Genomic DNA, 15,302 nt, shown 5'->3' with positions numbered 1-15,302 from the left:
CTTCTCTTTCAATCTTACTGCTCTATATATTCTAAAACAGATTGCATCCTATCATTCTTCATTGATTCCCTATTTATTTATCACATATTTTTGAAATCTACTCGTTGGATGATCCGGTATTGTCATTGCCAATTTACCCTGTTTAATCATTGGAACAATATACTTATTGCGGAATTTCGATCTATTCGTATAACCCATATACTGCAAAATTGCTGACAGAGAACGTGGGGAAGAACAATATTCCAGCATCTTGTTGCACTCGGTCTGACTTGCAATAAATTTTCTTTTTGACTTGGTCCCACTTTGACTTGGTCCCACTTTGACTTGGTCCCAATTTGACTTGGTCCCAATTTGACTTGGTCCCACTTTCGACTTGGTCCCACTTTTGATTTGATCCCAATTTGACTTGGTCCCAATTATCTGTGTAGCAGCCTTTGCTACAACCTCAAAGACCGTAATCTTGTCTACATTAAATTGCACTGGAGGATTACCATTCTCTTCAAAAAGCTCTTTGACACGCCGAACACCTCTGTTGAACATATTTACATATCCTAAATTCTTCAGTGCACCAGCTACGATCGGATTCCTGTAATCATTGACTGTTGGAAAATTTTCAGGCCGTGCCTTGCCATATAATCCACCGGCATTCATTACCTCTATTCTGTCTTTAAACTCATAATAGCGGATAGGCATATTAGAATTATAATCTCTATGCATGACACTATTGAGCAATATTTCACGAATCGCTTCTTTTGGATAATTGATAATTTGTTCCTCACGAAAAGCAGTAACAGCAACAGGTCTTTTGGTAACGACCGAATTTTCTGTAAAGGTATCTAACTTAGGCAGCATATCGAAAAGACATGTATTGAACACTCTTTCATTCAATATTTCTGAAGTCACGTCACAACCATCAAACTTAACATATTGGATGTAGGCGCCGGGTAAAAACAGTTTAGGATTCTTTCCGAAAAGGATTATCGCAGCATACGTAGGACAATGATGTTCCAGATCATAAAATCCGACAGAAGCCATCTGTTCCTCAATACTTCGTCGGTCAACAACCAAGACTTCCTCACTTATTGTTTTGGGCAAATAGCCATTTCTGATGCCTTCAACATCAATATCAGTCAATTTTGCCCTCAAGCACGGCATAACATCAAAAGTTGCCATATTGGCGGTGCGTCTTTCCGTAAGAATCCGTTCTTCATCCTCTGAAGCAATATCCCGACGAGGACCTATACGAACGAATATGCGTCCTCTATATCTAACAGGAGTAAAGTATGAAGGCTGTACTTCACATACCAATAAATCACCTTCAGGAAATTCAAACTTATCAACTGTCATAGTTGGCAAAGGCAATATATTGCCGGAAGAACGCAATGACGCTATGTTCTTCAAGAGAGTATCATCTACTTTGAAACCCTTTTGAATACAACCATCATCTTCAGCACCAATAATAAGATAGCCGTTTTTTTTAGAACCAGGCAAATCATTAGCAAAAGCACAGATAGCCTCACAGAATTTATCCGTATTGCTTTTAGAGATTGTTCGCTCTATTCTATAAGTTTCTGAACTTTGTAGAAGCTCTGTTAATTCTTCTTTCGTTATCATCTGATTATCCTTTATTTGAGTTTTGCCAGCACATCCCCGAACTTGGCATAGTTTACGACTACACCATCATCCAAATCGAAACCCTCCTGCCGGTCTGCCACGACATGCAAGCGATCATGATACTCCCGGCACTCCGCGATCTGACGGGTAATCCTGTCCATCTCCCGCCGTTCAACCGTGGAGAGGTTGGCTGCATTCTCCTCCAACTCATGCAACCGGTTCAGCAACCAGTCCATATAGGGCAACAGGTATTTGCTGCGCACCCGTTCCGCCGTGTACGCATCCATACGGTGCATATAGACAAGACACTGAAATGCACCCTTCCTGGAAGAAAACAGCCAGTAGATGGGCCTGTTGTGATACATCTTCTTGTGATCCTTCCAGAAATTCTTCAACACATATTGCTCGATGGACATCCCCAACTGTCTCTCGATAAAATTCAAGTTCTCCGTCAGCATATCCGCCCCAAAGACGATCCGCACGAAATCCACGATCCGATTCACCAAGTTATCTTCAAACGGACTGTCCCGTGGCAACAGGGGAATAATGGCATCATCGTCTATATTCACGGTTTGTCCGTGATAGGTGTACGGTGCCAAATCCTCTGCCGAAGGGTTCGGATAGGCGATATACAGTCCCGACCGGTCCAGGCGGTAACGCCCCATCCATACCCCTACAATATAGCTAATCAACTGTTTCATCACTACATCCGGGTGCCACACCAAGTGATTCTCTTCAATGGATATTTCCCCCTGCTGGAGAATTGTGATCTCATCCAAAGGCACATCAGGTGTCAGTTCATCCTGGAGACCATAAATATCAATAAACTGGCGATTTAATTCCTCCTCATTGGCATGGAGCTGCATAAACTTATCTGTCCACTCCTCCACGTATGCCTCATAACAGTCTTCCAAAAGATGCGTCCCCTTCTCCTTCCCTATACGGATCAATTCATTTTCATTAAAGTCCCAGGAAGTTTCATGTGCATCCCAATCCTGGCGGGAAATACTTACACAATTTTCTACTATGGGTAAAATGTAATCTTTATTGAAAGATGAAAGTGGGACACGTGCAACATCTCCTACCTGATAATTAAGAGTAGGATTAATGATATTTAAAAATATCTTACACACCTTAGTATTTAAAAATCCCAATAGAACTATATCAGCTTGACATATACTCATGCCTCCAACATCATAGATAAATCCGTTTGGATAATAACGGAATGTTGCCCCAATTGAAGAAATTAATCCCCAAGATAATGATACTAAGAAATAGGTTTCTGGGTTACGGATAACTGCGCTCTTATATGCCTTTATCTCTTGTCCATCATTTTCCCAGTTAACAATAAATTCTTGATTACCATACCATCTACGTTGTCCACCACCTTTATTGTAAGGAAACCACTTCCTCCTTGAAGACAATGCTTCTTCCGAAGATTTACATCCAAAACCAATTCTCCGAATACTAACTTCTGACCAATATCGGAGAAATCTCGCGTTGTCTGCTGTTTGCAAACCAACACAGGGTTTAGCAACAGCAGACAACGCGAGATTTCCGGCGAAGCCGGAAAAGAATTTCTCACTCACCCAATACCCTATTGGACTACCCGGAATCTGCTCAAATTTTTGTTGATCTACATTTGCATATTCCTGCTGTTTAGTAAGAAATCTGTTTTCTTTATCAGCACAGTTCTTACCATCCACTAAGCGATAGTAAGTTCCCATATATTTAGGAGAATGAAGACTGATCACAAAGGCTACATTCTGAACCACCTCTCCACTCAGCTCATCAAATGTTCGTGGACCAAGATGTAGCAAGCTATCTATCTGTTCATGTTCAAGGAGTTGTTTACGTAAGTTTTCAAAAGAAGAAAGAAACATCCAACTTTGCATATTGATCATACCATATTTGCCATTCGGAGCAAGTCGTCTCACGGCTAAAAGCATAAACACAGAGAACAAATCCGCTTTACCTTCTTTATAATGTTTCTTCACATAATCAGAAAGCGTAGCATTCATGTTTCCACTCCCCATATACGGTGGATTCATGACCAAGGCCGAATATTTTTCTGTCAGGGCGAGAATGATACGCACATACGGTAGAATCTTGCGGGCCCGATCCGTCAGGTAATGCTGGGCCTCCGTCTCCTGCAACTGTGCCTGCAAGATATTCCGGGTACGTTCAGAGAGCTCGAACTGCATGATACTGCCCAAGGTATCGGCATGATCCATCACTATAATGGCATCCGAAAGCTCATCGCACACCTCCTGGTCCTGGGACGGAACTAACGGATTGATCTGCTCCTTGATGAAAGCCTTTTCATCTTGTCGCTCAGGATCATATTCTGAGGCAAACTCCTCGCAGAACGGCCGGGGCATATCATACACTCGGGGCATAACCCGTGCATCCAGGAAACTTTTATCTTTCTGGCAGGCATTCATCAGCAATGAAAAAGTAGCCAGCTGTCTGGCACGGGTATCCAAGTCGATACCGATAAGGTTCTTGCGGAAGATATTCTCTATGGCCTGTCTTCGACCATAACCTTCATTAGTATAGAGTTGGAAGAGAATATCGAACATTTCGTTGAGTATATGACCGGAACCACAAGCCAGATCGCCCAAACGCAATTCCTCCAAATCCGTAAAATGATAACTGTCTTTATCATCACGTTGAGGAATATCCACCAGATATTTCCAATTCTTAGCCACTTCTTTCTCGTAGGGATGATTATCCAGATACATTCGCCCGACCGTATTCTGCACCATATATTTTACGATCCAGTTGGGCGTGAAGATTTGAGTGGCCGGTGCAATCTCATCCGATTCATACTTGCCCTTCTTAGCAAAGACCTCATCCTTGCGTTCGGAGATATAAAACTGGTACAGCCAACCGATGAGTTCCGGCGACTGATAATCCTCCTCCTTGATGAAGTCCGTATGATTAAGTCTATCCACAAAGCTCCCTTCCCTCAAAATATCCTGAGGCAGCAACAGTTCCGTATAGTCGGAGATGGCCCCGAAACACTGATGGATGACAGGACAACTGCGGCAAAAAGCAACAATGAGAATGGCAAACTGTTCATTGGTTTTAGCGTCATCCATTAACAGTTCCCAGAGTTCATCCCGCAGCTTCTCCTGCATTTCCGGCAATCGGCCATGCCGGGCTTCCGAGACGATGACAGGAATATGAATCTCGTTGCTTTCGTACTTGAGCACCGGAGTAATAAAATGCAACTGACTCATAATACGGATAGCTACCAGACGGTTAAACCACGTATAGGCAGCTTCCTCCACAACATCCTTCACTCCACGGTTCCGGATATGGTTGTAAAGAGACATCCACCGGTCGTAAAAAGCCTCAGACTGAGTTTCGTCCATGAATACGGCTCCACCACCCTTCAACTGCGGCAACGCTGCCGGTTGTCCGGATTCCAGATCAAAGCCTAAGCCTTCCACACGGTTTCTTACACCTTGAATTAATATCGTACGCGCTTCAGCCGCAAAGCGTTTTAATCCATTTGTATCCATCTTCGTCTCAGTTGATGATAATGCCCTTACCTTTATTAGTATTGAGCTCCTTCAGAAGTTGTTGTTTCAAGTCCTGAAGATAATGATCGATGTCATCCTCCGAACAAATCGGTCGGGAAGAATGAACGGACAGGTGGACGACTTTCAGGGGAACCGGTCTTGATCTTGTTCCCGGGTCGGGTTCGCTAACGAAAGTCCCGCCTGTGGGAGCTTCCGGGTAACCGTTCGAACCTTCTTCTATCGGCTTCTGAGGGATCGCTGCACTGATCTTCTCCATCTCAGAAGCATAGAACTGACTGGTATCCGCCGCTAACTGGAGCGCATAAAAATTATTGGAATCTACTTTCTGAGCAATCGTCCGGTCCCGATCAGCAAAGGCACTGCGCACCACCCCCATCTTCATGGCATAGGCTTCCAGTTCGTCAAACACCCGACCGTAATTCTTCCTGATATCCTCTACCAGTTGTTGCTTGCGCTCTGCCAACTGACCTCTCAGGGTTCTCATAATCTTGAGATACGACTGCAGAGATTTCCACGGTTCCTCATCACTCTTGACCTGTTTCAGACTCTCCACAGACGATTGCTGTTCAGGAGTCAGGAAAGCGAAATTATCCCTGTTATCATCCAAAAAGTGATAGAGACTCAGATAATTATCTTTCTGATCGTTATAAAAGGTAGCAATGGATTTGCACCGGTCCATCAGTGCACTGGCATGTTCGCGGGCAGCGATGATGGTCTCGAAAAACTTCTGCTGATCGCGGATGGCCGACCAACTCTCCAAGAGTTCGACTGCCTCATCAACCACGGGAGTAAAAGGCTTATCTCCTAGAGTCTTGGACAATTTGCGGTACGCTCTAAGTTGTTCTTTCAAGGCCGAATCCTCTCTCTCCTTGCAGTTATGGTAAAGTTCCGCACTGTCATTGCTGCCCAGAACCGTCATGACATTGAAGATCTGTTTCCAACTCTCCACAAACGCATTCAACACTTCCTGAGAAATGGCCTTGGCGGGTTCGATAGTAAAGCGGGCAGCATCACGGACAATATTGCGAGCTATCTCCTCACGGCTTACATCCGGATTGTTATTGTAGCTCAAAGCATAAAGATGACGGCGCACCAACTCATTCAGCACATCAATCGTGGCCAGATCTGACCACCCGTAAGGCACCTTGGAGAAAATCCGCACAAGGTCTGCCACTGTGTTGTCATGAGGTGAACGGTCCAGAACATCTTTAACCCTCTTCTCGGCAGTCGTCAGGGGCAGGTCCAGCATCTGCGGTTGCACGGGACGGAGAATTCGCTGTGTCAGGTCTGCATTTGTTTGGGGAACCTTCTTAATATCTATCAGTTTGGCCTGGTTATAGACGAGAGACAGATGCATCTGCAAGGCTCTCTTGTAGCGTTCCTTGGCCTTTACCATACCGATTTCAGATTCCGACAGGACATTCTGACCGGAGATAACCTTACACGTATCCAGAATATGTTGGAACTGAGGGCAGATCTCCTGATCATAACGCTCCTTAGCACGGTCCTGGAAAATCTGTTTAGTGCGTTGCCGTTCCTCGCTGAGTGCCGGTTCCCTGGCAAACTTCTGCACCCGACAATATTCCAGAAACTGTGTTTTCAAATCCCGGTTATCCTTCAATTGAGGGAAGAGGAAAAAAGCCAGGTGATTGGCTGGATTGTTCAAGGCATATTGTTCGGGAGAATCCGTATCAGCCGTGGTGACAAAATCAACGTACACATCCGCATTGTTGACAAGGTAATTCCTCCCCTCTATCATCGCCCCGACACTGAAAGACCGGGTGCCAAAAGGTTCCTTGTTGCCAGGTTCACCAAAATGCTTGAAGAAAATCTTATAAAGTTCATCACTGTACGTATTGCTGTCTACATGTTGGTTGCTGATGATTTGAGCCACCTTGGATTCTTCCTCGGTATAGAACTCATAGACTTCACCACCACTGTCGGTCTTCACTTTTCGGATGACAGCCTTGTCCATCAGGTAAGTCAAGACCTCCGCCACATCGCTCTTGATGGCCGCCTTGGAATCATCGATCTTCGTCATCAGCAAGGTCACGATATTGTCTATCGTAGCCGAAAACTGTTGCTTGTCTTCCTCAGCCAGGTTGCAGACCATGAAGAGAACATAGACCACTCTCTGATAGAAATCCCGTTTTTCATCCTTGACCTGGTCAAGGGCAGCCCGGGCATTGGACAAGGCCCGTTGGCCCAGATGCTGCATGGAACCCTGAAACATAGCCCCGAAGAACCGATCGAAGGAGATAAACTGTCCCATTTCCATACCGGCCGTATCCCGGGCAATGGAGAAGGTGATATTGATCAGTGAACGCTCGTTGCCCTTAACCTGTTTGTCGACATAGTTCATGTTGACGAAAGAGTCCAGCACCTTCATGATCAACTGGAACTGATAAGGTACAAAGGGATAGTAATTGGCGAAATCATCAGCATTGCGATAAGAGTTGTATGATGTGGGCAGGATGAACTGGGCATCCAACTTGACCTTGTCTTTCTCATAGAGTTTCTTCAACATTATCTCCACCTCACCTTTCTTTTCGAGAATACGCTTCTGGGTGATGTATTCGGGGTTCGTTCCCTGAAGGGAAGGACGTACCTCAAAACGGCCCATGATCTTGCCATAGTTCTCGCTGGTCTTCTGGATATTACAGTTGTCCAGTACCTCTGACAGGTCTTGCTGGGCAGTACAGGCAAACCACACCTGCGAAGCACAGACTTCACATACCCGGCTGACTACCTCCTGCAACTGGAGCAGCACATTCTGGCGGTTGTCAATAAACTGGCTGATTTCATCCACGAGGAACAACAGACGATAATTCGGATTGTTCTTATGGTCAAGATACTCTTTTAACTCATTGGCAAAGGACTCCACACTGATATTGACATCATTGTTCTTGATGCGCTCACGGATAACATCAGTAGAAAGTGATGGGTCGACAGTCGCTGCCATCTTCAGGGCAAGGTCGAGTTTGCTGCCGCTGAACCGGTGGATATTCCGTTTCCAGTCATACCCTTGTTCCTTGACATAATCCAAGAATTTCTCATATTTGCCATCGTCAGCAAGAGGCTTTTCAAGAAACTGGGCCATAGCCAGATGTTCGGCATTCAGTCCGCGCATCCCGTTAAACTGATTCCAGAACACCTGAGTAAATACTTCATTTTCGCCACTGTTGGCATCGTGAACGGTGCCGATATTGAACATAACCGTATCCACCGTGGCCCGAGTGGTATACCAACGAATCAGGTCATCCATCTCCCCGGGTTCCACATTCAGTTCCATAGGCTTGCGTTCCGCCACTGCCTCCCGCAACCGGCCCAGAGCCTTCGCTCCGTACTTCTGTGACAGACAGTAATCGACATACTTCAGAAAATGCGACTTTCCCGAACCATAATAGCCGTTGATCCAGATACCGGTATGGTTTCCATGATTTTCCCGGATATTCCTTAATATCTCATAGAGATTATTGATAATATCATCAGTAAACACATACTCGTCGATTTCAATATTTACAGTCTCTTCGTTGAGATCTGATGCAGAAACTGCGGGGTTGACTTTCCGGTCCAGCCCTTTCAGGTATAAGTCTTCAAATTTCATGTGGATAGATTTTATTCATTTACCAGTAATATGGCCCTGTAAGTATGCTCATCGGGAAGCGTATCAAACAAGGAAAAGGAATTACCGACACTGTGGCCGGGATAGAAGAGGATGATCTTGTAAATATCCGTATCGTTATATTTCTCATAGCCATTAAGAAAGACATTGCTGCGCAAATAGGGAAACATTTTTCCGATGCCATAGACAAAAACATAGGGATGCTTATAACCGTCATCTTCCTGAATATATTGAAGGATACGATCATGGACAAAAGAGAAAAATTCGTCACTATTGGCTTCATAAGTAAGTTCACTTGTCACTTCGTCGGGGGTATCCTTCTCTTCCTGAAAAGTCATATCGAGGAGGTTCTGATTGCCAAAAGTTTCTGCTTTAAGATAATCACAGAATACTTCAAACAAATCCAGGAGTACTGCATTGATGAAATGGGCCGGGCGCCTCAACTGTTGCTGGAACTCACGGATCTGCCGCCGGATCTCATATTCCTGTCGTGCGGGATACTGGTAGATATAGTAATTGTAGAAAATATTACCACTCTTCGCATCCTGAAATTGAGGACTGCAAAGATAGTCATACAATTCAGGGATCGTCATACTTCTCATAGCAACTGGGATTTTAAGGCCTTGACTTCATAGGGATAGAGCAGGCAGGCATCGAAAAACCATTCCTCCCCGCTGCGGAAATAATAGGCACTGTTGACGGATGATAGATGGAGGGGCTGGAGTCGGTTGTCCTTTCCTTCCAACAAACCGGTTTGACGCAAAATAGTGAGATACTGACTCACACAACGGCTCTTCGTATTCTCCGACCAACTGTCCACGAAAACATCCTTTGCCGCTATTTCGTTCATTTCCATCATCAAGTCTGACTTGGTCAACTGATGGTCAATGGAATTCCACTTCCTGACGGTGACATCAAAATGAAAGTCAAACACCAGTTTATAAGTTTTTAATATTGCAAAGAACAATCCGGCACGTTGTCCTTCTTCGCTCAATGTTTCCCATTGCTTCCAAAAAGCTCTTGGAACGGCGGAAAAGCGGTGCTTAAACTCCGTGACAAAGCGAATTCGGGCAGTGCGGGCATTAATCTGCAAGAACCGGTTCTGTTCCACTTCCTCCTTCAGAAGGCGCTCCGAATCCGGATCCATCAGTAAAGGCAGCAACCGCTGGTATTCATAATACTGGAAAGCACAGCCGGTAATGGAACGATATGGACTATTGATTTTATTCATAGATTATGACCTTCCTTTTTAGTCCGGTAAATTAATTCCCGAATATCCACATCCAACAACAAGGCCACCTGTTTTAATGTTCCCAGATCCGGTTGGGAAGTATTCGTACACCATTTAGAGATTGTAGCAGGATCCTTTCCCAACTGTTGGGCCAGCCATTTATTGGTTCTCTTCTTTTCTGCCAGAACCACTTTGATTCGGTTAATATCTTCCATTGCTATAAAAAGAATTGATTGTGTCAGAGACAAATATAATGCTTTTATTTTAATTTACATGGTCTTTGATTACTTTCTTATGCTTTTAAGATCAATTTATGAGTTTCTTGTCCGCTAAAGTAAGTTAAATCGGTCCACGCAAAGCAAACCTGTCTGATTATTTCTCATAACGGACCAGACTTTTCTGAAGCCTGGACTTGATCTGTTCCCTGAAGTCGGCCGGAGCCAGTATTTCGATCAGATCGCCGAAAGCGAGAAGCTCCTGTTGTAATTCATAATTGATTCTCACATGCAGGGAGAAGGTAGCCCACTCCGCATCTTCGCTAACCAAGGTCTGACTGCTGTGCAGGGGTTTCGTCACCAGATAGGGTTTCTGATTGAGCGGTACTCTGAACAGGATGTCCCTGACCTCATTACCTTCCTTAGGGATACCCACACCTATTTTATCAGAGAAATACGTGGCGAAATCTATATCCGTATCAATAAATTTCTCTTCGGAAGAATCTACTGAAAGGATACGATCCAGAGGATAGATGCTCAAAGTGGTATATCCTTTATCTGTCCCAAAAAGGAACCATCTGTTATTATACTGTTTCAACAGATAAGGATAGACTATTCTCTCTTCAGATTCCTCACTTCTGAAATTCTGATAGATGAGCCGGACAGTTGTCCTGTCGGCAATATACTCATACAACGGCAGGAAGTATTCCATTCCGGTATTGTAACTTGCATCTTCAAACATGAGGATAGGACGGCTCTTTTTTCTGACGGTCATATCCAACCGGGCTTCCAGTTCATCAACCCATGAGAATTTCGGGATGCCTTGCAGACGTTTCAATGCCGTAACCGCCATGGAAATCTTATCATAATCTTCATCAGTAAGATCAATATTAAAAATACTAAATGCAGAATCTTGATAGAAATAATAGATGGAGCGTCCCCGCTGCTCCCGGCTGATGACCGTATTGTACTTGTTTTCTATCTCGTTCAAGTCATTCAGAATCGTAGTCCGTGCCGTGACCGGATCCCTCCCTCTACGGGCAAGTTCTTTATTAACGAAATATTGGAGTTCTTTACGAGTATACCCTCTCCGACTCCGCAAATACTTGTCCAGTATCTTTTCTCTTGTAGAATAATCCTTCGTATTAGCCATTCGTTCTAGTTTTTAAATCATAGGTATAGATTATAAAAGTTTAGGTTTCCCTTATGGATCATTACCTTTCTTGTGCAAAGATAAGATATTTTTTAATCGGTTTGCTTTCACTGGACACATATCTTTTAATTTTGTCGAAAAACAAAGAAATGTTTCATTAAAAAGGTCTTAATATGATAAAAAAAATGAGTTTATTCGGCCTAATCGGCCTGTTTGCTGGCATGCTTGCCTTATCCTCCTGTTCATCCGGCCACGATTCCTTCAATACGGATGACCTGAAAACCAATATCGTAGGACTCTGGGAAACTCATCATATCTCCGGATATGATTATGATGATGAAGATGATATCGTACCGATAGATTCGGATATGATAGGATCAGACCGAGATCGTATCTTATTTAAAGGTGACGGAACTTACAAAAAGTATTTCTATCTGACCTCTTCGGACTCATGGTTTTCAAATGATTTTGATGGAGGCAAATACGAAGTTTCCGAAAATAAGATTTACATTTATGATTCCAGAGGAAACATTGAGGATACTTATACGGTGACTACTCTGAAGAATAGCACACTTGTCGTAGAGTTTCCGCTGGAAGAGGGATCAAAATACATTAACCGGCTGACTTTGAGAAAAATAGAATAATCATCAATAACTCTACTCGTTGGCGGAATTATTTTAGTGCGTACTTGATTCTGCCGATGGGCTTGCTATTAATGTATTTCATATATTGAGAAACTGTCAGCGCACTGATTTTGCCGATTATTCTGGCAAACAAGCCGTTTGTTATCTTCGCATAGTTTCTGATGACTAAGAATTGATCTGTCAGTTGCGAGAACAGTGTCTCAATCCTTTTCCAGGCCTCGGCAAATAGGATGAATTGGGATTCCAGTCTTTCTGGTTAAGACGGTAAGGACATTCAAGTCTGATGTGTGCCGTCTAGAAAAAGATCGAGCTGTACATCTGCTCCGATATATCCTTTGTCGCCATAATTACACCGTTTAACCCACAGATAGCATGGAGTTTGTAGCCAAAATAGTATGTGTTCTGCAAGGCACAGAATCCGAAGTTCGGAGCCCGGGTAAAATCCTCTGTCCGTCCCTACAGCGTTCCCCTCTGGCTGTCCCCCTAGCCTCTATTAGTTGGAATCCACAATAAAGAAGTCTTCTCCGCCATCCATCCTGTAGGCGAGTCTCTTACGGATTTCTTCACACAGTCCGGCTGTCTTCTTCCTGCGGTCATTGAATTGTCTGCGGGAAATAAGATTGGAAATTTTATCCCTGCATTCTTGTAGCTTGTATTCGAAGGACCTTTTCTCGTTGTTAATACTTTCTGTATTCAACCACATAAAAAATGGGACTTAAGACCAATATCTCTGCTATCATTATTGTCCTATAAGTTTATAGCTTAAAAAATATAAGTTCAAAATCTATATTGTTCAAGCCTATGATATTATAAATTACAGGAATATAAAGTAGAGAAAATTAAAATATCAAATGATAGGAAATATCTTATAGTGACTTGAATGACAAATGAATTAGTGATAAGGATTATAAGTCATGAGTTAATTTGGTTGTGATACCAGACAACTCGTCCTTGATATTCTACAGCAAGTGGAGTTTAGACACCAGCATCCCCTCGTAGTAGCTTTTGGAGAGTTTGCTACTGATAACCACTTTGTTGGCTGTTTCATGGCCAATTAAAATTTCCTTTCAATTAGCTTAAAATCTGCTAATGTTTTGATATAGCTTCATCATGTCAGTTTATACATCTATTTCCCTATCATAGAACCAAGCAACAGTACTACGGATCATGGCACTCATATTACCCTGATAAGACTTGACTTTTTCGGAAGAGTTCTCATCTTTCAGGGAGAGCCAAATAACCTTGTTTTTCCTGCATTATAAGTTCTATAGCCTTTATCTTGCATTTCAAAATATAACAAGTTGCGAGTTATATCCCCCGGCTCTGCCGGCAAGTAACTTTTGGCATACAGGCTTCCCGTAGGGAAGAATGTATATACAAAAGTACAACTTGCCTGGCAGATTCTGTAAGGATAATAACCGGACTATAAGTTCGTAAAATAACATTTTATAAATTATTATTCCCAAATATGATTCTATAAATTAGAATCTTAGAATTTAGGAATTATTTACGCAAGCTTTCACCTTTAAAGTGAACGACACGAGTAATTGCCTTTAACCGGTCGAGTGTTCTCATTCCATATTTGGCCGACAGTTCTGCCGTAGACAGATTGGTGGTAAGTAGTAGAAGTTTGCCCTTCTTCTCTGCCAAGTCCACTAACTCTGTAAACAGTATCTTCCGTTCGCCATATTTTACGGCCTCATTCTCCACCCCTACATCATCTATGCAGAGGATATGATATTGTTTGATGTCTTCAAACTTGGTATTAAGTTCCGTGGCATCGACTACATGTACAATCAACCGGTGATAGTAGTTGAGGAGTACAGGCAGTATCTTAGCACAGATAATAGTTTTACCACGTCCTAAGTTACCAATGCACAACAATCCACGTCCATGATTGTCAGACAGCCATTCTGAAACAGCATCATATTCCGGCAACCACTTAGGGCTTTGGACGAACCGTTTTAATCCTATCTCTATATTTTGTTTAGCATTAGGTATCCGGACAGATACACATTGCGCATCAGGGTTGAAGCCCATATTCTTCATACTCCGTATCGTAGTATTGAAAGTCTCCGTACTCATTGTTACCATGTCTCGTCATTTTTATATTTGTTAGGATCATTATCTTGCAATACTATTCCAACCTTCATGTTATTATTTCTGATAGGCTCCGTTTCCCAAATTCTTTGAGTAAGGAAATTATCAAAGTTCTTGCGGAATTGAACGTCTGACCGTAAAGCCACATACTGCGGGACATACTGTATGATATTAGCCTTGTCAGTATCAGGCAAACGGTTCCACTTTTCCCTTAAAGTCACGACATTGCCAACAGATTTACCGTACATTTGCCAAACAGTATCAAATGAATATTCTTCATTACTGGCTTTCGTGATAATAGAAGCGCTAGCTTCTTCATTAATACTTTTCTTACTCTTATCCTTATTCTTATCCAACGATAGAACACCATCGCTAACGGTGGTTTGCGACTGTAAACGTTGGGTTACGGTCGTTTTACCTTGAGATAATTTAACGACTTGTCGCTTCAATGCATTGGCTCGATTAGCCTTGCACCTTTTCTCATAGGTACTTTGACTACGGTCTATCTGCGCACGAATCATGCAAAAAAGTGACATCAATGCCCTAACCTTAAATTCTGGTTGCTGGCCATCTGCAGCATAACGATAGAGTGCTTTAAAGAGAGTCCCTGCCTCTACATCGTCCAGACAGCAGATAGCTTCCTTTTGATCCGTGAACAGCATAAAGCCTTTCATATCCTTTCCCATTACCACATCATTTAGCATTATTCAAAAGGGATAAGACTTCAGAATATTTGTACATCACCCTGCGGGGGCCCACCTTCTTAGAGCACAACACCCCAGTCTTGTTCCAACGCCATAATGTACTCAAATCAACATGTAAAAGTTGAGAGGCTTCCTCACGAGTAATAAATCGTTCTTCATTTGGCACCATTGGAATCGCTGCATCTTTTTCTTGAAGAGATACTGCAGTGCTATCCTTTAATGGAGCAATGCCACTAACAGCCTTATTAATCAATTCATCCAAATCTGATTTAGTCATCACGATAAGTTGAGTACCTAAAATAGAGTTTTTCTCTTCCATTTTTTACTTTGAATAAATTTGGTTCATCCGACAAATGCGTAGTTTTTATCATGTAGCGATAAAATTTTGAGTTCAAAAAACTTCTCATCCCGATATCCATACGCCTGTCTTTTCATTGTCTTGATTTTGTTGTTTATCCCTTCAAG

General features: G+C 42.9%; 12 protein-coding genes and 1 pseudogene. 1 reads left to right on the top strand and 12 read right to left on the bottom strand.

Annotation, left to right across the window (positions count from 1 at the left end; all coding sequences use genetic code 11):
* Positions 1-69 precede the first annotated feature (69 nt).
* From NG821_RS06915 to NG821_RS06885, 7 genes are all read right to left on the bottom strand, one after another.
* Complete coding sequence (locus NG821_RS06915) at positions 70-1,614, bottom strand: RNA-binding domain-containing protein (RefSeq protein WP_252760929.1); 1,545 nt, start codon at positions 1,612-1,614, stop codon at positions 70-72.
* Positions 1,615-1,625: 11 nt separating this feature from the next.
* Positions 1,626-5,144: a BREX-1 system adenine-specific DNA-methyltransferase PglX gene (pglX, locus tag NG821_RS06910; protein WP_252760928.1), complete on the bottom strand. Its 3,519-nt coding sequence runs from the start codon at positions 5,142-5,144 to the stop codon at positions 1,626-1,628.
* Between the two features lie 7 nt (positions 5,145-5,151).
* The gene (gene brxC / locus NG821_RS06905; RefSeq protein WP_252760927.1) at positions 5,152-8,772 is read right to left on the bottom strand and encodes a BREX system P-loop protein BrxC; all 3,621 of its coding nucleotides are present in this window, start codon (positions 8,770-8,772) and stop codon (positions 5,152-5,154) included.
* An 11-nt stretch (positions 8,773-8,783) separates the two neighbouring features.
* Positions 8,784-9,392, bottom strand: coding sequence for a BREX protein BrxB domain-containing protein (locus NG821_RS06900; protein ID WP_252760926.1), 609 nt, complete (start codon positions 9,390-9,392; stop codon positions 8,784-8,786).
* Positions 9,389-10,021 (bottom strand): BrxA family protein, encoded by a 633-nt coding sequence (locus NG821_RS06895; protein ID WP_252760925.1) that lies wholly within the window; start codon positions 10,019-10,021, stop codon positions 9,389-9,391. The genes NG821_RS06900 and NG821_RS06895 overlap by 4 nt, the downstream gene beginning before the upstream one ends.
* The gene (locus NG821_RS06890; RefSeq protein ID WP_252760924.1) at positions 10,018-10,236 is read right to left on the bottom strand and encodes a helix-turn-helix transcriptional regulator; all 219 of its coding nucleotides are present in this window, start codon (positions 10,234-10,236) and stop codon (positions 10,018-10,020) included. The genes NG821_RS06895 and NG821_RS06890 overlap by 4 nt, the downstream gene beginning before the upstream one ends.
* Positions 10,237-10,393: 157 nt before the next feature.
* Positions 10,394-11,389 carry a helix-turn-helix transcriptional regulator gene (locus NG821_RS06885; protein ID WP_252760923.1) on the bottom strand — a complete coding sequence of 332 codons (996 nt, stop codon included), beginning with the start codon at positions 11,387-11,389 and terminating at the stop codon, positions 10,394-10,396.
* Between the two features lie 173 nt (positions 11,390-11,562).
* Here NG821_RS06885 and NG821_RS06880 point away from each other — a divergent pair, with 173 nt between their 5' ends.
* Positions 11,563-12,033: a lipocalin-like domain-containing protein gene (locus tag NG821_RS06880; protein ID WP_252760922.1), complete on the top strand. Its 471-nt coding sequence runs from the start codon at positions 11,563-11,565 to the stop codon at positions 12,031-12,033.
* Between the two features lie 28 nt (positions 12,034-12,061).
* Here the strand turns inward: NG821_RS06880 and NG821_RS06875 are convergent.
* The 5 genes and pseudogenes from NG821_RS06875 to NG821_RS06855 form a co-directional block, all read right to left on the bottom strand.
* Positions 12,062-12,724 (bottom strand): annotated as a pseudogene (locus NG821_RS06875) (IS982 family transposase); the annotation flags it as partial.
* Between the two features lie 812 nt (positions 12,725-13,536).
* Positions 13,537-14,127, bottom strand: a complete 591-nt coding sequence (locus NG821_RS06870; protein WP_252760921.1) for a P-loop NTPase family protein — start codon at positions 14,125-14,127, stop codon at positions 13,537-13,539.
* Positions 14,121-14,819 (bottom strand): DUF6291 domain-containing protein, encoded by a 699-nt coding sequence (locus NG821_RS06865; protein WP_252760920.1) that lies wholly within the window; start codon positions 14,817-14,819, stop codon positions 14,121-14,123. The genes NG821_RS06870 and NG821_RS06865 overlap by 7 nt, the downstream gene beginning before the upstream one ends.
* 7 nt (positions 14,820-14,826) lie before the next feature.
* On the bottom strand, positions 14,827-15,156 hold the full coding sequence (locus NG821_RS06860) for a helix-turn-helix transcriptional regulator (protein ID WP_252760919.1): 330 nt from the start codon (positions 15,154-15,156) through the stop codon (positions 14,827-14,829).
* A 23-nt stretch (positions 15,157-15,179) separates the two neighbouring features.
* Positions 15,180-15,302, bottom strand: a 123-nt coding sequence (locus NG821_RS06855) for a transposase (protein ID WP_252760955.1), incomplete at its 5' end; no start/stop codon positions are given.

Source organism: Segatella cerevisiae (assembly GCF_024054555.1).
Lineage (GTDB): Bacteria > Bacteroidota > Bacteroidia > Bacteroidales > Bacteroidaceae > Prevotella > Prevotella cerevisiae.
The sequence above is the reverse complement of the archived record's forward strand: the minus strand, read 5'-3'. Positions and strand labels throughout refer to the sequence as shown.